The following is an 18,525-nucleotide window of genomic DNA, read 5'->3' as shown; positions in this document are numbered from 1 at the left end:
CGCGGAGCCGGCTGGTTTTGGTAAACTGGACAAAATTACTCGGGTTTACCTCGCCCCGCGTGCCGTTCACCATGTTCTCCTTTTTCCGCCGCTCGTCGGCCCCCGATACCATGAGCCTTACCGACCAGAGTGTCCTCGACTGCCTGAAGCAGTTCGTCGATCCCAATACCGGCAAGGACTACGTCTCCTCCCGCCTGGTGAAGAACCTGCGCGTGAGCGGTGCCGACGTGTCCTTCGACATCGAGCTGGGCTACCCGGCGCAAACCCAGATCGACGCGATCCGCCAGGCGCTGATCGCCCAGGTCAAGACTTTGCCGGGTGTCGGCAACGTGAGCGCCAACGTGCACAGCAAGATCGTCGCCCACGCGGTGCAGCAGGGCGTCAAGCTGCTGCCCGGCGTGAAGAACATCATCGCCGTGGCGTCCGGCAAGGGCGGCGTCGGCAAGAGCACCACCGCGGTCAACCTGGCCCTCGCGCTGGCGGCCGAGGGCGCCCGCGTCGGCATGCTGGATGCCGACATCTACGGTCCGTCCCAGCCGCAGATGCTGGGCATCGGCGGCCAGCGCCCCGACTCCCTCGACGGCAAGACCATGCAGCCGCTGCACGCCCACGGCCTGCAGGTGATGTCCATCGGTTTCCTGGTGGATGTGGAAACCCCGATGGTGTGGCGCGGCCCGATGGCCACCGGCGCGCTGCAGCAGCTGCTCAAGGAAACCAACTGGGATGAGCTGGACTACCTGGTCATCGACATGCCGCCGGGCACCGGCGACATCCAGCTGACCCTGTCCCAGACCGTGCCGGTGACCGGCGCGGTGATCGTCACCACGCCGCAGGACATCGCGCTGCTGGACGCCCGCAAGGGCCTCAAGATGTTCGAGAAGGTCGGCGTGCCGATCATCGGCATCGTCGAGAACATGAGCATCCACATTTGCTCCAACTGCGGCCACGAGGAGCACATCTTCGGCACCGGCGGCGGCCAGGCCATGTGTGCCGACTACGGCGTGCCCTTCCTCGGCGCGCTGCCCCTCGACATCCAGATCCGCCGCGAGGTGGACAGCGGGGTGCCGACGGTGGTCGCCGACCCGGATGGTCGCGTCGCGGAGATCTACAAGGGCATTGCCCGCAAGGTGGCGATCACCATCGCCGAGCGGGCCAAGGACATGAGCCACAAGTTCCCCAGCATCGTGGTGCAGAACACGTGAGCGGCGCAAACCGGATTTTGGCGGCCGGCCTGCTGGCGGTCGCTTGCCTCAGCCTGGGCGGCTGCGTGGTCGGCACCGTCGTCGGCGCCGCGGTGGACGTCGGGGTCGAGGTGGTGAAGGTGCCGTTCAAGGTCGGCAAGGGCATTTACGACGTGGTCAAGGACGATCCGGAAGAGGAGAAGAAGAAGTAGTTTGCGGCATTGCACCAATGCGTGTGATTGACGACGCTTCAGCGGGTCTCTGCATGTAGAATGCGCGTTTTTATGCAGGGGCCCCGCGTGAGCATCAAATCGGACAAGTGGATTCGCCGCATGGCGGAAGGCGATGCGCGCATGATCGAACCGTTTGCCCCCGAGCTGGTGCGCCAGAACGAGGGCGGCAAGATCGTGTCCTACGGGACGTCGAGCTATGGCTACGACGTGCGCGTCGCCAACGAATTCAAGATCTTCACCAACATCAATTCGACGATCGTCGATCCGAAGAATTTCGACGAGCGCAACTTCGTGGATTTCACCGGCGACGTGTGCATCATTCCGCCGAACTCCTTCGCACTGGCGCGCACCGTGGAGTACTTCCGTATCCCGCGCAGCGTGCTGACGGTGTGCCTGGGCAAGTCCACCTATGCGCGTTGCGGCATCATCGTCAACGTGACGCCGCTGGAACCGGAATGGGAAGGGCATGTGACGCTGGAGTTCTCCAACACCACGCCGCTGCCGGCCAAGATCTACGCCAATGAAGGCGTCGCCCAGATGCTGTTCTTCGAGTCGGATGAGATCTGTGCCACGTCCTACAAGGACCGGGGCGGGAAGTATCTCGGCCAGACTGGCGTGACGCTGCCGAAAATCTGAAATATTTCTGTTGTAACGTCGTGGACATCGGGCGGACTATGCGCAGGCACGCAAGTCCGCCCAAAGCTTTTTGTTGATCCGCCCGGGCCGAAAGTCGGGCATCGAGGAGTCAAGCATGCGCTTCAATTTTCCGGTCATCGTCATCGACGAGGACTTCCGTTCGGAAAACACGTCCGGGCTGGGTATCCGGGCCCTGGCGGAAGCCATCGAGAAGGAAGGCCCGCACGTCCTGGGGGTGACCAGCTACGGCGACGTGGCGTCCTTCGCCCAGCAGCAGAGCCGTGGGTCGGCCTTCATCCTGTCCATCGACGATGAGGAGTTCTCGTCGCCCGAAGCCACCGAAAAGGCTATCGCCGACCTGCGCGCTTTCGTCGAGGAAGTCCGTTTCCGCAACGCGGACATCCCGATCTTCCTGTACGGCGAGACGCGCACCTCCCGCCATATCCCGAACGACGTGCTGCGCGAGCTGCACGGCTTCATCCACATGTTCGAGGACACGCCGGAGTTCGTGGCCCGCCACATCGTGCGCGAAGCCCGCGCCTACCTGGACTCCCTGCCGCCGCCGTTCTTCCGCGCGCTGACCCATTACGCGGCCGACGGTTCGTATTCGTGGCACTGCCCCGGCCACTCCGGCGGCGTCGCTTTCCTGAAGAGCCCGGTGGGCCAGATGTTCCACCAGTTCTTCGGCGAGAACATGCTGCGCGCCGACGTCTGCAATGCGGTGGACGAACTCGGCCAGCTGCTCGACCACACCGGTCCGGTGGCAGCCTCCGAGCGCAATGCGGCGCGGATCTTCCACGCCGATCACCTGTACTTCGTCACCAACGGCACGTCCACCTCCAACAAGATGGTGTGGCATTCCACGGTGGCGCCGGACGACATCGTGGTGGTGGACCGCAACTGCCACAAGTCCATCCTGCACTCGATCATTATGACCGGGGCGATCCCGGTGTTCCTGACGCCGACCCGCAACCATTTCGGCATCATCGGCCCGATCCCGCTGGACGAGTTCAAGCTCGACAACATCCGCCGCAAGATCGAGGCCAATCCCTTCGCCCGTGCGGTGAAGGACAAGAAGCCGCGCATCCTGACGATCACCCAGTCCACCTACGACGGCATCCTCTACAACGTGGAGACCATCAAGGAGATGCTGGACGGCGAGATCGATACCCTGCACTTCGATGAAGCCTGGTTGCCCCACGCGGCTTTCCACGACTTCTACGGCGATTACCATGCGATGGGCGCCGACCGCCCGCGTTGCAGCGAGTCGATGGTGTTCTCGACGCAATCGACCCACAAGCTGCTGGCTGGCCTGTCGCAGGCCTCGCAGATCCTCGTGCAGGATTCCCACACCCGCAAGCTGGACCGGGACATCTTCAACGAGGCCTACCTGATGCACTCGTCCACGTCGCCGCAGTACTCGATCATCGCCTCCTGCGATGTGGCGGCGGCGATGATGGAAGCCCCGGGTGGCACTGCGCTGGTGGAGGAGTCCCTGGCCGAAGCCCTCGATTTCCGCCGCGCGATGCGCAAGGTGGACGAGGAGTGGGGCGTCGATTGGTGGTTCAAGGTGTGGGGCCCCGACTACCTCGCCGAGGAAGGCGTCGGCGAGCGGGAAGACTGGATGCTGCGTGACTCCGAGCGCTGGCATGGCTTCGGCAACATCGCGCCGGGCTTCAACATGCTTGATCCGATCAAGGCCACCATCATCACCCCGGGCCTCGACGTGGACGGCGACTTCGCCGACGACTTCGGCATCCCGGCGGCGATCGTCACCAAGTACCTGGCCGAACACGGCGTGATCGTCGAGAAGACCGGCCTGTACTCGTTCTTCATCATGTTCACCATCGGCATCACCAAGGGCCGCTGGAACACGCTGCTGACTGCGCTGCAGCAGTTCAAGGACGACTACGACAAGAACCAGCCCCTGTGGCGCGTGCTGCCCGAGTTCATCGCCAAGCACCCGCGCTACGAGCGCATCGGCCTGCACGACCTGTGCCAGCAGATCCACGACATCTACAAGCAGAACGACGTGGCCCGCCTGACCACCGAGATGTACCTGTCGGACATGGTCCCGGCGATGAAGCCGGCCGACGCCTTCGCCAAGATGGCCCACCGGGAAATCGAGCGGGTGCCCATCGACGAACTGGAAGGCCGCGTCACCAGCGTGCTGCTGACCCCGTACCCGCCGGGTATCCCGCTGCTGATTCCGGGTGAGCGCTTCAACAACACCGTGGTCCAGTACCTGCGCTTCGCGCGGGAATTCAACGACCGCTTCCCGGGCTTCGAGACCGACGTCCATGGCCTGGTGAAGGAAGAGCGCGACGGGCGCATCCATTACTACGTGGATTGCGTGCGCGGCTGAGTCCTGCCGTTGCCTGAATGAAAAAACGCCGCGATGTGAATCGCGGCGTTTTTTGTTGCTGGAGAGATTTCAGTGGATATGGAAGAGCAGTAGGGGCGAATTCATTCGCCCGCCGCTGGCTGATCAAGCTCAGCGGGCGAATGAATTCGCCCCCACCGTTTCCGATGCGACCGCCTCCGCAGGAGTCGGCCAACATGGCGCCACGCTCAGGTGCCGCCGCGTTCGTAGCTGACGAAGGCGAAGGGCAGGCCCGATTCGGCCACCTGGGACTGGCGGGAGGCCTCCCGCCAGACGCTGCGGTCGAAATCCGGGAAGAAGGCATCGCCGGCGTAGTCCCGGTCGATTTCGGTGAGCAGCAGGCGACCGGCCAGCGGCAGGGCCTGGCGGTAGAGTTCGGCGCCGCCGATCACGAAGGCGATCTCCGTATCGCCGGCGGCCGCCAGCGCGGCTTCCAGGCTGGCGACGACCTGCCCGCCGGTGGCCCGGAAATCCGGGTTGCGGCTGACCACGATGTTGAGGCGGCCGGGCAGCGGGCGGAAGGCGTTGGGCAGCGATTCCCAGGTCTTGCGGCCCATGATCACCGGCCTGCCGCGGGTCGTTTCGCGGAAGAACTTCATGTCCTCCGGCAGGTGCCAGGGCAGCCGGTTTTCGATGCCGATGACGCCGCCGCGGGCGCAGGCGGCGATCAGTGCAAGCAGCGGGCGCGCCATCTCAGACGGCCACCGGCGCGGAGATGTGCGGATGCGGGTCGTAGCCTTCCAGCGTGAAGTCTTCGATCTTGAAGTCGAAGATGCTCTTCACGTCCGGGTTGATGCGCATGGTTGGCAGCTTCCGCGGCTCGCGGGACAGTTGCAGCTGGGTCTGCTCCAGGTGATTGACGTAGAGGTGGCAGTCGCCGCCGGTCCAAACGAAATCGCCGAGCTCGTAGCCGCACACCTGGGCCACCATCATCGTCAGCAGTGCGTAGCTGGCGATGTTGAAGGGCACGCCGAGGAAGATGTCGGCGCTGCGCTGGTACAGCTGGCAGGACAGCTTGCCGCCCGCCACGTAGAACTGGAACAGGGCGTGGCACGGCGGCAGGGCCATGCGGTCCACCTCGGACGGGTTCCAGGCCGACACGATGTGGCGGCGGGAGTCCGGGTTCTTCTTGAGGGCTTCGACGAGCTGGGCGATCTGGTCGATGCTGCGCCCGTCGGGGGTTTCCCAGCGCCGCCACTGCTTGCCGTACACCGGGCCGAGTTCGCCGTTTTCGTCGGCCCATTCGTCCCAGATGGAGACCTTGTTGTCCTTCAGGTACTGGATGTTGGTGTCGCCGCGCAGGAACCACAGCAGCTCGTGGATGATCGAGCGGGTATGCAGCTTCTTGGTGGTGAGCAGCGGGAAGCCTTCGGCGAGATCGAAACGCATCTGCCAGCCGAAGACGGAGAGGGTGCCGGTGCCGGTGCGGTCGTCCTTGCGGTGGCCGCGTTCCGCCACGTGGCGCATGAGTTCGAGGTACTGTCGCATGGGGCGCCAAAAGCCTGAATATTAACTGATACCTTGCCGGCCCGGGGATGGGGCTTTCCACGATCCGGGCGCCCCAGGCGCGGCGAGGACCGGGCCCCTTTGTGCTACCATCGCCGCGCGTTGCGAACACATTTTTCGGCAAGGCCGTAACGGGGGGATGGCGGTCGTCATGGTGCTTGGTTCTGTTGCCGGAGGGGCGCATCCGCTCCTTCAAGCCGAGTCGCTGAACCATGTGTTGGGCGGCATTGCCTCCAGCGCGGCGCCCGCTGCGCTGATCGACCTGATCCGCTGGCTGGATTCCTTCCACTACGAAACGCTCCCATCGCCGGCCGAGCTGGCGCGTCTCGTCGTGCTGCTCGACGAAGCTGCGCAGCCCCATCTGCGCCAGGCGGCCAGTCTCTATCTCTCCAATGTCCTCGGTGCGCGCAGTGTGCGCTACAAGGCCCTCGGCCAGGATTTCCACGCCAGCCTGGGGCGCGCTTACGAGCTTGTGCTGGTCTCGCCTGAAGAAGGCCTCGAGCCCGGCCTGCGCCTGGAAATGCTGTTGCGCTCGGTGCGCTGTGCCAACGGGGAGATGAAGTGGGCGGCCTTCGATTACCAGGAGTTGCCGGCGGATACCTGGCGTCGGGCCGGCGAGGCGTATCGGACGGCCTGTGAGCTTGAGCACCTGGACAGCCCGGTGTTGATCCGCGAAGGGCGTGAGACCCGCTCGACGATCCGGCGGGAGTTCGTCCGGCTGGTGGCGATGAAGAGCGCCAGCCTCGACCAGCTGGCGCCGGAGCGTATCGAGGCCATCGACAAGCTCGTGCGCCATCTGCAGCATGCGCTGGATCTCCGTCAGCAGCCCGGCAAGGGCCAGCTGTTTGCGGTCGACCTGGAAACGCTGTCGCCCCCCCGGCGTTGCCTCGTGCAGCCGGCGGAGCCGTCGGCAGCGATGCGCTATTTCGATCCCGCCGATGCCATGCCGGTGCTCGGCGAGCTGGGACGCGGCATGGGGGACGCCAGCCGTGGCTTCGACGGCATGCCCCGTGCGACCGTCGGTGCGGCGATCCGCCACCTGGTCCGCCACTGGGGGGCGCAGCCGCCGACCCGGCGTTTCCGCCGTCATTCGGTCGGAGGCGCGCTATCTCTGGCAACGGGGCTGGGCTTCATCCGCTCGCTGATTTCCGGCGAAGCGCTGCTGCGGCCGGCGGCGGCGTGGATGCTGCAGGATGCCAGCCGCAACGGTTTCGGTGTCCACGCGACGATGATGGACCCTGATGTGTGTCGGGTCGGGACCCTGGTGGCGGCGCATCTGGGGGAGAACGGCCGCTGGGTGCTGGGTGTCGTCCGGCGGGTGCGTGTCGATGAGAACGGCGGAGCATCGGTCGGTGTTCAGCGCCTGTCGGACGATCCACGGCCTGTCATCCTCGATGACGGAGGGCGCAGCTGGAACGGCATCCTGTGCGATCCGCCGGTGCGGGGGCGGGGGGTGAGAATCGTGTGCGAGCCGGGCACGGTCCGCAGCGGGACGGTCTTCGTCAAGCACGGTGCCCGCATGCTCAAGTTGCAGAGCGGCCCGGCTCTGCTCAGTGGGCCCGGCTACCAGGTCGTCGGTTGCCAGCTGCTTTGAGCAGACCGGGCTCCCTGCCTGGTGCAGGGAGCCGGCTGTTGCGACCGGAGCTCAGACCGCGGCCAGGGCCTGGTCCAGATCGGCCAGGATGTCGTCGATGTGCTCGATGCCGATGGACAGGCGCACCATGTCCTCGGAGACGCCGGCCTTGATCATTTCTTCCGGCGACAGCTGGCGGTGGGTGGTGGACGCCGGGTGGCAGGCCAGGCTCTTGCTGTCGCCGATATTGACGAGGCGCGTCACCAGCTTGAGGGCGTCCTGGAAACGTCCGCCGGCGGCCTTGCCGTCGCCGTCGGGGCTCTTCACGCCGAAGTTGAGGATGCCGGAGGCGCGGCCGCCCATGTATTTCCGGACCAGCTCGTAGTCGGGGTGTTCCGGCAGGCCGGCGTAATTGACCCAGGCCACCTTGGCATGGCCCTTCAGGAACTCGGCCACCTTCTGGGTGTTGTCGCAGATGCGGTCCATGCGCAGCGCCAGGGTTTCGATGCCCTGCAGGATCAGGAAGGCGTTGAAGGGGCTGATTGCGGCGCCCATGTTGCGCAGCGGCACGACCCGCGCACGGCCAATGTACGCGGCCGGGCCGAGCGCTTCGGTATACACCACGCCGTGGTAGGACACGTCGGGCTCATTGAGGCGGCGGAAGCGTTCCTTGTGCTCTGCCCACGGGAACTTGCCGCTGTCGACGATGATGCCGCCGATGGAATTGCCGTGGCCGCCCAGGTACTTGGTGAGCGAGTGCACCACGATGTCGGCGCCGTGTTCGATCGGGCGACAGAGGTAGGGCGACGGGACCGTGTTGTCCACGATCAGCGGAATGCCGTGGGCGTGGGCGATGGCCGCCAGCGCCTCGAAGTCGGTGATGTTGCCCAGCGGATTGCCGACCGATTCACAGTAGATGGCCTTGGTTCGCTCGTCGATCAGCGGTGCAAAGGAGGCAGGGTCGCGGTAGTCGGCAAAGCGCACATGGATGCCGATCTGCGGCAGCGTGTGGGCGAACAGGTTGTAGGTGCCGCCGTACAGCGTGGAAGCCGACACGATGTTGTCGCCAGCCTCGGCGATGGTCTGGATCGCGTAACTGATGGCGGCCATGCCGGACGCCAGGGCCAGGCCGGCAATACCGCCTTCCATCGCCGCCACGCGGGCTTCGAGCACCGCCTGGGTGGGGTTCATGATGCGGGTGTAGATGTTGCCTGCCACCTTCAGGTCGAACAGGTCGGCACCGTGCTGGGTGTCGTCGAACGCATATGAAGTGGTCTGGTAGATCGGCACGGCCACTGCCTTGGTGGTCGGGTCCGGGCTGTAGCCGCCATGTACGGCAAGGGTTTCCAGTTTCATTGTGTTTTTCTCCGTATTTTTTGAAGGCGCACTTGCATCAGGCCGCCGAATGATACGCCGTTTATCCACTCCGGGTTTTCCCGGTGGTCATTGCGGGAATTGCCACCTCGCAGGGAGCCTGGCGTTTGTGGATAATATTTCCTGCACCGCCTTGTCTGGCGTGGGTCTTGCCGGGCCGGCGGATGCCAATAAAAAAGATGGAGGAGGAGACTTACATGGATACCAAGAAACGTCACGCCACCTGGCTCGAACTGGCGGCTGCCCGGCTGTCCCTGCTGGGGCAGGTGCGGATTCGCCTGCACACCCTCACCGGCGGTTGCCATAGCTGCCTGGGGATCACCCTGAACGACCGCTGGCTGTGCGCCAACGATGGCCGCCTGACGATCTTCGATTGCCGGGAGGCGGCCCGGCGCTTTCTCGAACTGCTGCGCATCGACAAGGTGGAGGACGGTGACGCAGTCGATCTGCCGAGTGCTTCCGGAGTGCAGTGCATGCGCCTGAGCACGCGGGGCCTGCGCGTCTGCAACGGCCGGGGGACGCCGGCACGTGCGGGTTTCGTGGCCCCCCGGTGCCTGGTGCCGCAGGCATGCTAGGCGAGGCCTGCGTCGAGTAATCCCTTGATGTGCGGGTCGTAGGCGACCCGTGCGATAACTTCGAATACCGGGTTGCAGCTCTGCTGCTGCCCGGCAGGCAGGCATTGCAATGCCTGCAGGGCCGCTCCGCCCAGGCCGGCACAATGCGCTCTCAATGCCGGTCCGGCGATCCGGTGGCGGCAGGCGATGGCATCGACGGCCAATATGGTGATGTCGCCCTGCTGGGCACTGTGCTCTCAGCCCTTTTTCCCCTTCCTCGTCAAACGGTCGCCTGCGGCGTGCAGGAGACGCCCGTCGTGCGTCTGTACATGTTGCCGTCGGTGTTCCGACTTGCCAATCGATTCCATTCGCGCAAGAATAATACGGTATTACGCAATCAGGGGGTGGAGTGGCCAAGTCAAGGGTGATTACCGTCCTGTCCCAGAAGGGTGGGGCGGGCAAGTCGACGCTCACGATGCAATTGGCCGGTGGGCTCGCACGTAGTGGACGCAGGGTCGCCATCATCGATCTCGACCCGCAGGAGACCGCCCTGCGCTGGGCCCAGGCCGCGACCGAGGGTTTTCCGGCGCAGGTGTCGAAGCTGGACGTGCTGCCCGGCGGCCTGCGTGCGGTGCTCAAGCAGATGGCCCGCAGCGCAGACATCGTGCTGCTCGACTGTCCGCCGTCCATCGAGCATCCCGCCACGCTGGCGGCGCTTCAGGAGGCCGATGTGGCGCTGGTGCCGGTGGTCCCGAGCCCGGCCGACCTGTGGTCCACCAAGGGTGTCGAGCGTCTGATCCTGCAGGTGCAGGCCAGCCGCAAGGGGCTCAAGGCCGCCCTGGTGCCGAACCGCGTCCTGCGCACCAACCTTGCCTGGGATGTCCTCGAGGTGATGCGCGATTTCACCTTGCCGGTACTCGGTGCAGCCCTGTCGCAGCGCAATGCCTTCGCGCAGAGTGCAGTGATCGGCGGCACGGTGTATCAGCTCGGTCGTGCCGGTTCGGAGGCGGCCCGGGAGGTGGACAAACTGGTTGCGGAAGTCTTGAAACTCACAGGAGAGAAACTATGAACAGCAAGGTCAAATCTGCGCTGCGTTCCACGCTGCAGCAGGAAACCGAATCCCTCGAAACCCGTCTGCCGGAGTCCGCAGCCCCCGTGAAGGCGGACGCCGTGGCGGTGAGCGAGCCAGTCCAGGCCGCTCCGGCCCCGGTTGTGGAGAGCACGCCCGAAGTTGCGCCCCCTGCGCCCGTGGAGCCTGCCGCAGCACCGGCGCCCACCGAGCCCGCTGCGAAGGTTGCGGCGAAGCCGGCACGGACTGTGAAGTCTGCCCCGGTCAAGCGGGCGCCGGCGGCCAAGGTGGCGAAGGCGCCTGCGGTCAAGACCAAGGCAGAGGCCACGCCGGTCGCCGTGGCGATTGACGCGCCGGCTGCTGCGCCCGTCAAGAAGGCCAAGCCGGTGAAGGCCGAGAAGCCTGCGAAGGTTGAGAAGGTGGCCGAAAAGGTCGACAAGGCGCCGAAGCAGGCCAAGGCACCGAAGGCGGACAAGCCGGCGAAGGCCGAAAAGCCTGTCAAGGCCAGCCGCGAGAAGGTCGTGCGCGATTCCTTCTCGATGCCGAAGAGCGAGCACGCCCAGCTCAAGACCCTCCGCGAGACGCTGGCCAAGGCCGGCCGGATCTGCACCAAGTCCGAACTGCTGCGTGCCGGCGTGCAACTGCTGCTGAAGGAGTCCCCGGCCAGCACCCGTGGGCTGGTGGAGCGCCTGTCCGTGGTGCCGAAGGGCAAGAGCGCCAAGTAAGTGGGCTGAGCGGACCGCGGACTGTCGGGCGAATTCACTCGCCCCTACGGAGTGAGATGTACCCGAAGCAGTCCGCGCAGGCCGTTGCCGACGAAGAGGGCTTCGGCCTGGTGAAGATCGGCGACGGTCAGCGTGGCTTCCCGAGCCAGCCCTTTCCGCAGCAGGCGGCGCCGTAGCACGCCGTTGAGCAGTCCCGCGTCCTGCGGTGGCGTCAGCAGTTCCCCGTTTTTCTGTACGAACAGGTTGCTGCGGGCGCCTTCGGTCAGTTCGCCCCGTTCATTGAGGAACAGGGCGTCGAAGTTTCCGTCCGCCATGACCCGGGCGAGTTCCTGGTCGTAGAGCCGGCGGGCGGTGGTCTTGTGGCGCAGCAGCGGATCATCGCTGCGTACCCGATGCGGCGACAGCACCACCGTCGGTGCATCGGCAGGCGCGCCGGCGCTGAGCGGGGCGGTTTCCAGGCGGAAATCCCCGCCTTGGCCGAGGGTCACGCGCACCCTCAGCGGCGCGTCGCCACCGACGGTGGCGAGCGTATCGCGGAAGGCATCGGGATCGAAGGGGAAACCGAACCAGCGGGCGGAAGCCGACAGGCGTTCCCGGTGTTCGGCCAGGAAAGGGAAGGCTTCCGCCTCCGCCGGCGCATAGCGCAGGGTCTCGATCAGCCGCAGCGGTGTCGGCAGGGCGGTCAGGAAACGCGCCTTGAGATGGCATTCCGCCCACTCCCCGGCCGGGCTGGAGTCGTAGACGACCCCGCTCCCCACATTGAGCTTCGCCTGGCCGTCCGTATCCACGAGCAGTGTGCGGATCGGCACACTCAGGCGGAAATCGCCGCCGGGGCGGATGAAGCCCAGCGCGCCGCAATATATGCCGCGGGGGCTGGGTTCCAGTTCGCGGATGATCTCCATCGCGCGGATCTTCGGTGCGCCAGTGATCGAGCCACAGGGGAACAGGGCGCGGAAGATCTCCGGCAGCCCGGCGGCAACCGGCTCGGCGACGACGCGGGAGATCATCTGCCAGACCGTCGGGTAGGGCTCGACGTGGAACAGTTCGTCCACCCGCACGCCGCCGGCGGGGGCCAGCCGGCCCATGTCGTTGCGGATCAGGTCCACGATCATCACGTTCTCGGCGCGATCCTTCTCGGAGGTGCTGAGGGTGGCTGGGTCTGCCTGGCGCGGCGCGGTGCCCTTCATCGGCAGGCTGCTGAGGGTCGTGCCGCTGCGCTCCAGGAACAACTCCGGCGAGCGGGACAGGATGCTGCCGCCGGTATGGCGGATGAAGGCGCCGTAGCGTACCGGCTGGGCGGCGCGCAGCGACTGGTACAGGGCGGCCGGGGCACCGTAGGCCTGGCCGCTGAACGGGAAGGTGTAATTGACCTGGTAGCAGTCGCCGTCGGCGATGTAGCGGCGGATGCGCTCGATGTTCTCGAGATAGGCCGTTTCGGCGATATCGGCCTGCAGTGCGCCGACGCCGCCAGGGGCATCACCGGCCTGGGCACTCAGCCACTTTTCGCAGGCGGCGCTGTCCAGCCACTCGCCGTGTTCGAAGATCCAGGCCTGCAGCAGTGGCCCCGAGCCCGCTGGTCGCCGTGGGCGCAGCCGCGCTTCGATGGCGTAGCCGAGTTCGTAGGCGGCGGCCACGGCGACCCAGGCGCCGTTGCGGGCGGCCTCGTCGAGGCGCTGCAGACAGTCCCGCCAATTGCCGGCGTCGTCGCAGATGACTTCCTCGACAAGCCCGGTCAGCAGCCAGGCGCCCCGCTGGCCGTCGGCGTCGAGGTTGTTGTCGAAGAAGGCGAAGGGGGAAAGCTTGGATTCGATGGGCACGGGCCGAGTCTACTGCGCCGCGGCACGTCGTGCAGAAGCGTGAAGGACTACTCCCTGCCCCTGCCGGTACGGCGGGCAGGGCGGGTATTGCGGTTTCTTAAAGCAGCGGGCTGGCGTGTTCGCCGCGTTCGTAGACTACGTGGGCACGGCCGACCAGCAGGGGGTCCAGCGAGCCGATATGCTCCAGATCCTTGTTGGCGTAGGGCAGCTTGTGCAGCACGTAGCGCATCGCGTTGAGGCGCGCGCGCTTCTTGCAGTCCGACTTGATCACCGTCCAGGGGGCATCGGCGGTGTCGGTGTGGAAGAACATGGCTTCCTTGGCCTTGGTGTAGTCGTCCCACTTGTCGAGGGACGCGAGGTCCACCGGGCTGAGCTTCCACTGCTTGAGCGGATGGGTCTCGCGCTCCTTGAAGCGGCGGCGCTGCTCCTGCTGGCTCACCGAGAACCAGAACTTGATCAGGTGTACGCCGCTGCGCACCAGATGGCGCTCGAATTCCGGGGTCTGGCGCATGAACTCGAGGTATTCGTCCTGGGAGCAGAAGCCCATCACGCGCTCGACGCCGGCCCGGTTGTACCAGGAGCGGTCGAACAGGGCGATCTCGCCGGCGGTGGGCAGGTGCTGCACGTAGCGCTGGAAATACCATTGGCCACGTTCGGCCTCGCTGGGCTTTTCCAGGGCGACGACGTGGGCGCCGCGGGGATTGAGGTGCTCCATGAAACGCTTGATGGTGCCGCCCTTGCCGGCTGCGTCACGCCCTTCGAAGAGGATCACGACCCGCTGGCCGGTCTCCTTGACCCAGGCCTGCAGCTTGAGCAGTTCCACCTGCAGGCGGTACTTCTGCTTCTCATAGGCCTTGCGGGACATCAGGTTCTTGTAGGGGTAGCCGCCTTCGCGCCAGCCGTCGGCGAGTTCGTCGTCCGGGTGGGAGGGCAGCTTCTTGTAAACGGCTTCGTCTTCGGCAAGCAGCGCGTTGCGCAGGATCGCGGCGTCGTCGGGGGATGCGCCGGCCATGATGGCCTGCAGCGTTTCGGCGATGCTGTGGGCGTCGTGCTTGGCCAGTGTGGCGACGATGTCGCTCACCGCGCTGGCCTTGGCGTCCCGGGCGGCTTCGACGGCTTCATCGACGACGAAGCGTTCAACCCCGGCAGGGGTGCTGCCTGGAGCAATGTCGCCTGCCGAAACCCGCCGGGCGCTCTTGCCGGAGGAACGGGAGGCGTTGTTGTTCTGGTCGGTCATGGCCGTATCTTCTTCGAACGAATGAGGGTGAGGCTGAGCGTTCGGGGCGTTCAGCCCGCCAGACGGGCGCAGCGTTCGGCGTAGGCCTTGCAGCGCTCGATGTAGTCGGCGGTGCTCTTGGGCATCGGCGTCCGTGCCCGGGTGATGTAGCTCACCAGGTCGCGCCCTTGCTGGAGCAGCAGGCGTCCGTCGCCGACCACGTGTTGCTCTTCCATGTTGGTGGGCAGTGCGGCCTCATTGAAATGGCCGCACAGGCGTTCGGCTGCGGTGACGAAGCTGGTCCAGATGTCGAAGATGTCCGGGTCGGTGCGCAGGGTTTCGGTCTTGACCTGGGCGGCCCGGGCAAAGGCGCGGACGTGGGGCGCGATGCCCGTGAAACAGGGGAGGGGTTCGAAGCTGTCGGCCATCGCATCGGCAATCCGGTCGATGTCCCGCAGGGTCATGCCGATCTTGACGTAGCGGCTCTCGTAGAAGTCTTCCAGCGGGATCGAGAAGGCCTTGAAGGGTTCGCCCCACAGCTCGTCGATCCCTTCCTCGCCGGAACGGTGCAGCACCAGCCGGCCGAGGCCCAGGGCTTCCTGCAGGCAGCGCCCGCATTCGCGCATCAGCGCGTTGTCGGACTGGATCTCGATGCCGACGCTCTGCAGTTCGACCAGCTTGGTGAAGATGTCCGCTGCCCGGTTGAACAGGGCGCCGGCGAGCATGGCGCCTTTGACCCGCCGCCGATCCTCGTTGGTTTCGTCCTCGTAGCTCTTACGGGCTTCGTTCAGGCGGCTGCCCGGGATGTTGAGCCCGTGCTCCACGTGGTTGAACAGGCGCCGGGTGAGGGCGCCGATCAGCTTGCGCTTGGCCTGGAGGGTGTCTTCGGGTACTTCGTAGGTCTTGACCCAGTAACCGGAGTAAAAGACCCGTTCACGTCCGTCGACGATCTGCTTGGTGCCTTCGGGAACGTTGGTGTTCATGGTCCGCTCTTGGCAGTCATATGGGGACAGTCTTAAAACTGCTAAAGGTGAAATTTTGCACTAGAAAGACGTGCCGGATGTAACCCGTCTGCAATTTCCTGTCTCCTGGGTCACGGTTCAGACCAGACCGTCCAGAATCTGGACAGTCACGTCGTCGCCAGCGGCCACGTCGCCCTGTTCAGGGCCCAGCACGATGAAACAGTTGGCGTCGGTCATCGAGCGCAGGATGCCCGAACCCTGGGCGCCGGTAGTCCTGACCTTCCATTCGCCGTCTTCCGCATAAAGCACGCCGCGCAGGAATTCGGTGCGGCCGCGGCCCTTGCGGATCGACACGGTGCACAGCGCGCGCAGCTCGGGTGCTTCGCCCGGGGTCTCGACGCCGGCCAGGCGGAGCAGGGCCGGACGGGCGAACTGGTAGAAAGTGACCATCACGGCGACCGGATTGCCGGGCAGGCCGAACAGCCAGGCGGCGTCGCCGCCGGCGCCGATGCGCCCGAAAGCCATCGGCCGGCCGGGCTTCATGGCGATCTTCCAGAACAGCACTTCACCGAGCTTGTCCATCATGCTGCGGGTGAAGTCCGCTTCGCCCACCGATACGCCGCCGCTGGTGATGACCACGTCGGCGATCGAGGCGGCTTCGCGGAAGCAGCCTTCCAGGGCCAGCGGGTCGTCGCGCACCACGCCCAGGTCGATGACCTCCACGCCGAGGCGGGTGAGCATGCCGAACAGCGTGTACCGGTTGCTGTCGAAGATTTCCCCTTCGCGGGCGATGGTGCCGAGCGGGACGAGCTCGTCGCCGGTGGAGAAGATGGCGACCCGCAGGCGCCGCCTTACGCTGACCTCGCTGATGCCGAGGGAGGCGATCAGGCCCAGTTCGGCCGGGCGCAGCAGCTTGCCGGCGGCCAGCGCGGGGACGCCGGCGCGCAGGTCCTCGCCGGCCTTGCGCACGTTCTGACCCGTGTGCTGGCCGGCCGGGATCGTGACCTGATCGTCGAGGCTGGCGACGATTTCCTGCATCACCACGGTGTCCACGCCTGCGGGCAGCGGGGCGCCGGTCATGATGCGGACCGCTTCGCCGGGGCCGACGGCCCGCGGGAAGGGGCGGCCGGCGTAGGCGCTGCCGATGACCTGCAGCGTCGTCGGGCTGTCGTTGTGCAGGTCCGCGCCGCGCAGTCCGTAGCCATCCATCGCCGAGTTGTCGTGGGCGGGGACGTCGATCGGCGAGACGACCGCTTCGGCGAGGACGCGGCCGAGGGCTTCGCGCAGCGGCAGGTGTTCGACGCCTTCGATCGGCGCTACCGCGTCGAGGATCAATTGGCGACCCAGGGCGACCGGCAGGGCGTTGGGGTCGTAGGCGTCGTGGCAGGTGAATTGCTGGCTCAGGGATGTCACTGCGGGAAATCTCCTGGATGGTGGGCGCGGAGTTCGTCCGTTGTGTTGATGTTGGCGAAGGCCTCGGCTTCGTCATCGAAGGCGCAGGCCACCCAGCACAGGCGTTGCAGCCAGCTCTCCATGCGGCGCCCGCCGGCGTGCAGGAAGGCCTGCAGGTCGGGCAGCACGTCGCGGCGCATCAGCGCGAAGACAGGATGCAACTGTTCGCCGGTGCGGGCAACGGCGATGCTGGCCTGCCCCGTGGCGAGGGCTTCGGCCAGGCGTGGCACCAGATCGGCGGGCAGGAAGGGGGAATCGCACGGGGCGCAGACCAGGTAGGGCGTCTGACAGGCCGCCAGCCCGGTTTCCAGCCCGGCCAGCGGACCGGCGAAGTCGTCGCGCAGGTCGGGGATGACGGCCGCACCCAGCTGCGCGTAGGCCTCCCCATTGCGGTTGGCATTGATGACGAGGGCTCCGACCTGTGGGGCCAGACGGGCCAGCACGTGGGCGGCCAGGGGGCGCCCGTCGAGCAGAACCAGCCCCTTGTCGACGCCGCCCATGCGGCGCCCCAGTCCACCGGCGAGGATCAGGCCGGTGATGTCGTCCCTGCTGGGCACATCCATCTCAGCCCCCGATGTAGGACATCTCGATCTTGCGCAGGGCGGCCGTTTCGGCGCTGCGGATCTCCGAGTAACGGTCGCCGCGGCCCTGCCAGATGTGGCCGATGGCGGCCGACACTTCGGCGTCGCTGCGGCCATTGCGCAGCAGCGTGCGCAGGTCGTGGCCGCTCTGGGCGAACAGGCAGGTGTACAGGCGCCCCTCGGTGGACAGGCGGGCCCGCGTACAGGTGGAGCAGAAGGCCTGGGTGACCGATGAGATCACGCCGATCTCGCCACCGCCGTCCTTGTAGCGCCAGCGCTCGGCCACCTCGCCGGTGTAGTTGGGATCGATCGGCTCCAGCGGGAATTCGGCGTGGATGCGCCGGACGACTTCGGCCGACGGCACCACGTCGTCCATGCGCCAGCCGTTGGAACTGCCCACGTCCATGAATTCGATGAACCGCAGGATGTGGCCGCTGCCGCGGAAATGGCGGGCCAGGGGCAGGATTTCGTGGTCGTTGAGGCCGCGCTTGACGACCATGTTGATCTTGATCGGCCCGAGCCCGGCGGCCGTGGCGGCGTCGATGCCCTTCAGCACGTCGGCGACGGGCACGTCCATGTCGTTCATGGCGCGGAAGACGGCGTCGTCGAGGGAGTCCAGGCTGACCGTGACGCGCTGCAGGCCGGCGGCCTTGAGCGCCGCCGCCTTCTTGGGCAACAGCACGCCGTTGGTGGTGAGCGTGACCTCGATGCCCGGTATGGCGGCCAACTGGGCGATGAGTTGCTCCAGGTTGCGGCGCAACAGCGGCTCGCCGCCGGTCAGGCGGATCTTGCTGACGCCGTGGGCGGCGAACAGGCGGGCCAGGCGGGTGATCTCTTCGAAGGACAGCAGGGATTCCCGCGGCAGGAAGGCGTAGTCCTTGTCGAACACCGCCTTCGGCATGCAGTACACGCAGCGGAAGTTGCAGCGGTCGGTGACCGAGATGCGCAGATCCCGTACCGCCCGGCCACGGCTGTCGAGCAGCTGGCCGGTGGGGGCAGCGAGCTCCCGCGGGATCGTCGGCAGTTGCCGGAGCAGGCGCTCGTCGGCGAGGGGAATGACTCTCTGGTTCATCTCTGTGCGGGACGGATACGGGCAGGCGCCGTTATACGGCGTCCATTGGCCTGTGGCCTTGTTCTGGGGCAAGGCGCCGGGCGCCTTGTAAAAATTATGGGGGGCGCGGCGGGGAAGGACAACCCGGCCGACAGGAGGGATAACCCGTAGGCGGCGCGATGCGGCACGTCGCCTACGGATGGGGCAGGGCG

At 66.2% G+C, this 18,525-nt stretch carries 18 protein-coding genes; 9 read left to right on the top strand and 9 right to left on the bottom strand.

Annotated elements, in window-relative coordinates; translation table 11 throughout:
* Window positions 1-110: 110 nt before the first annotated feature.
* From apbC to B4920_RS16055, 4 genes are all read left to right on the top strand, one after another.
* The gene (gene apbC, locus B4920_RS16070; RefSeq protein ID WP_079435688.1) at window positions 111-1,202 is read left to right on the top strand and encodes an iron-sulfur cluster carrier protein ApbC; all 1,092 of its coding nucleotides are present in this window, start codon (window positions 111-113) and stop codon (window positions 1,200-1,202) included.
* Complete coding sequence (locus B4920_RS16065; protein ID WP_079435642.1) at window positions 1,199-1,393, top strand: NF038104 family lipoprotein; 195 nt, start codon at window positions 1,199-1,201, stop codon at window positions 1,391-1,393. The genes apbC and B4920_RS16065 overlap by 4 nt, the downstream gene beginning before the upstream one ends.
* A gap of 87 nt (window positions 1,394-1,480) precedes the next feature.
* On the top strand, window positions 1,481-2,050 hold the full coding sequence (dcd, locus tag B4920_RS16060) for a dCTP deaminase (protein ID WP_079435687.1): 570 nt from the start codon (window positions 1,481-1,483) through the stop codon (window positions 2,048-2,050).
* A gap of 115 nt (window positions 2,051-2,165) precedes the next feature.
* Window positions 2,166-4,415, top strand: coding sequence for an arginine/lysine/ornithine decarboxylase (locus tag B4920_RS16055; RefSeq protein ID WP_079435641.1), 2,250 nt, complete (start codon window positions 2,166-2,168; stop codon window positions 4,413-4,415).
* A 206-nt stretch (window positions 4,416-4,621) separates the two neighbouring features.
* On the opposite strand, the gene B4920_RS16050 is transcribed toward B4920_RS16055, so the two are convergent.
* Both B4920_RS16050 and B4920_RS16045 read right to left on the bottom strand, forming a co-directional pair.
* Window positions 4,622-5,125 carry a dihydrofolate reductase gene (locus B4920_RS16050; RefSeq protein WP_079435640.1) on the bottom strand — a complete coding sequence of 168 codons (504 nt, stop codon included), beginning with the start codon at window positions 5,123-5,125 and terminating at the stop codon, window positions 4,622-4,624.
* A gap of 1 nt (window position 5,126) precedes the next feature.
* The gene (locus B4920_RS16045; protein WP_079435639.1) at window positions 5,127-5,921 is read right to left on the bottom strand and encodes a thymidylate synthase; all 795 of its coding nucleotides are present in this window, start codon (window positions 5,919-5,921) and stop codon (window positions 5,127-5,129) included.
* A gap of 169 nt (window positions 5,922-6,090) precedes the next feature.
* Here B4920_RS16045 and B4920_RS16040 point away from each other — a divergent pair, with 169 nt between their 5' ends.
* Window positions 6,091-7,533 (top strand): hypothetical protein, encoded by a 1,443-nt coding sequence (locus B4920_RS16040; RefSeq protein WP_139379526.1) that lies wholly within the window; start codon window positions 6,091-6,093, stop codon window positions 7,531-7,533.
* A 51-nt stretch (window positions 7,534-7,584) separates the two neighbouring features.
* Here B4920_RS16040 and B4920_RS16035 read toward each other — a convergent pair whose 3' ends face one another.
* A complete protein-coding gene (locus B4920_RS16035; RefSeq protein WP_079435637.1) occupies window positions 7,585-8,868 on the bottom strand; it encodes an O-acetylhomoserine aminocarboxypropyltransferase/cysteine synthase family protein in 1,284 nt (427 codons plus the stop codon).
* 215 nt (window positions 8,869-9,083) lie between these two features.
* Between B4920_RS16035 and B4920_RS16030 the strand changes: the two genes are divergently transcribed.
* Genes B4920_RS16030 through B4920_RS16020 form a run of 4 tightly spaced genes read left to right on the top strand, consistent with a single transcriptional unit; the run spans window position 9,084 to window position 11,234 of the window.
* Window positions 9,084-9,461, top strand: coding sequence for a hypothetical protein (locus B4920_RS16030; protein ID WP_079435636.1), 378 nt, complete (start codon window positions 9,084-9,086; stop codon window positions 9,459-9,461).
* 29 nt (window positions 9,462-9,490) lie between these two features.
* Window positions 9,491-9,868 carry a hypothetical protein gene (locus B4920_RS28840; protein WP_139379525.1) on the top strand — a complete coding sequence of 126 codons (378 nt, stop codon included), beginning with the start codon at window positions 9,491-9,493 and terminating at the stop codon, window positions 9,866-9,868.
* Window positions 9,850-10,509, top strand: coding sequence for a ParA family partition ATPase (parA, locus tag B4920_RS16025; RefSeq protein WP_079435635.1), 660 nt, complete (start codon window positions 9,850-9,852; stop codon window positions 10,507-10,509). Before B4920_RS28840 ends, parA begins: the two co-directional genes overlap by 19 nt.
* Window positions 10,506-11,234, top strand: a complete 729-nt coding sequence (locus B4920_RS16020; protein WP_079435634.1) for a hypothetical protein — start codon at window positions 10,506-10,508, stop codon at window positions 11,232-11,234. The genes parA and B4920_RS16020 overlap by 4 nt, the downstream gene beginning before the upstream one ends.
* 44 nt (window positions 11,235-11,278) lie before the next feature.
* On the opposite strand, the gene pabB is transcribed toward B4920_RS16020, so the two are convergent.
* From pabB to moaA, 6 genes are all read right to left on the bottom strand, one after another.
* Complete coding sequence (gene pabB / locus B4920_RS16015; protein WP_254050961.1) at window positions 11,279-13,051, bottom strand: aminodeoxychorismate synthase component I; 1,773 nt, start codon at window positions 13,049-13,051, stop codon at window positions 11,279-11,281.
* A gap of 97 nt (window positions 13,052-13,148) precedes the next feature.
* Window positions 13,149-14,288 carry a polyphosphate kinase 2 gene (gene ppk2, locus B4920_RS16010; protein WP_079435633.1) on the bottom strand — a complete coding sequence of 380 codons (1,140 nt, stop codon included), beginning with the start codon at window positions 14,286-14,288 and terminating at the stop codon, window positions 13,149-13,151.
* A gap of 50 nt (window positions 14,289-14,338) precedes the next feature.
* Window positions 14,339-15,250 carry a hypothetical protein gene (locus B4920_RS16005; RefSeq protein ID WP_079435632.1) on the bottom strand — a complete coding sequence of 304 codons (912 nt, stop codon included), beginning with the start codon at window positions 15,248-15,250 and terminating at the stop codon, window positions 14,339-14,341.
* Between the two features lie 117 nt (window positions 15,251-15,367).
* Window positions 15,368-16,642, bottom strand: a complete 1,275-nt coding sequence (gene glp, locus B4920_RS16000) for a gephyrin-like molybdotransferase Glp (protein ID WP_079435631.1) — start codon at window positions 16,640-16,642, stop codon at window positions 15,368-15,370.
* Window positions 16,639-17,244, bottom strand: coding sequence for a molybdenum cofactor guanylyltransferase MobA (mobA, locus tag B4920_RS15995; RefSeq protein WP_079435630.1), 606 nt, complete (start codon window positions 17,242-17,244; stop codon window positions 16,639-16,641). The genes glp and mobA overlap by 4 nt, the downstream gene beginning before the upstream one ends.
* A 1-nt stretch (window position 17,245) precedes the next feature.
* Window positions 17,246-18,334 carry a GTP 3',8-cyclase MoaA gene (moaA, locus tag B4920_RS15990; RefSeq protein WP_079435629.1) on the bottom strand — a complete coding sequence of 363 codons (1,089 nt, stop codon included), beginning with the start codon at window positions 18,332-18,334 and terminating at the stop codon, window positions 17,246-17,248.
* Window positions 18,335-18,525 lie beyond the last annotated feature (191 nt).

The sequence above is a fragment of the Zoogloea sp. LCSB751 genome (assembly GCF_002028455.1).
GTDB lineage: Bacteria > Pseudomonadota > Gammaproteobacteria > Burkholderiales > Rhodocyclaceae > Zoogloea.
The sequence above is the reverse complement of the archived record's forward strand: the minus strand, read 5'-3'. Positions and strand labels throughout refer to the sequence as shown.

Coding starts and splice junctions, on each gene's coding strand:
- apbC (WP_079435688.1), top strand. CDS start 111: ATGAGCCTTACCGACCAGAGTGTCCTCGACTGCCTGAAGCAGTTCGTC.
- B4920_RS16055 (WP_079435641.1), top strand. CDS start 2,166: ATGCGCTTCAATTTTCCGGTCATCGTCATCGACGAGGACTTCCGTTCG.
- B4920_RS16050 (WP_079435640.1), bottom strand. CDS start 5,125: ATGGCGCGCCCGCTGCTTGCACTGATCGCCGCCTGCGCCCGCGGCGGC.
- B4920_RS16045 (WP_079435639.1), bottom strand. CDS start 5,921: ATGCGACAGTACCTCGAACTCATGCGCCACGTGGCGGAACGCGGCCAC.
- B4920_RS16040 (WP_139379526.1), top strand. CDS start 6,091: ATGGTGCTTGGTTCTGTTGCCGGAGGGGCGCATCCGCTCCTTCAAGCC.
- B4920_RS16035 (WP_079435637.1), bottom strand. CDS start 8,868: ATGAAACTGGAAACCCTTGCCGTACATGGCGGCTACAGCCCGGACCCG.
- B4920_RS16030 (WP_079435636.1), top strand. CDS start 9,084: ATGGATACCAAGAAACGTCACGCCACCTGGCTCGAACTGGCGGCTGCC.
- B4920_RS16020 (WP_079435634.1), top strand. CDS start 10,506: ATGAACAGCAAGGTCAAATCTGCGCTGCGTTCCACGCTGCAGCAGGAA.
- ppk2 (WP_079435633.1), bottom strand. CDS start 14,288: ATGACCGACCAGAACAACAACGCCTCCCGTTCCTCCGGCAAGAGCGCC.
- B4920_RS16005 (WP_079435632.1), bottom strand. CDS start 15,250: ATGAACACCAACGTTCCCGAAGGCACCAAGCAGATCGTCGACGGACGT.
- mobA (WP_079435630.1), bottom strand. CDS start 17,244: ATGGATGTGCCCAGCAGGGACGACATCACCGGCCTGATCCTCGCCGGT.
- moaA (WP_079435629.1), bottom strand. CDS start 18,334: ATGAACCAGAGAGTCATTCCCCTCGCCGACGAGCGCCTGCTCCGGCAA.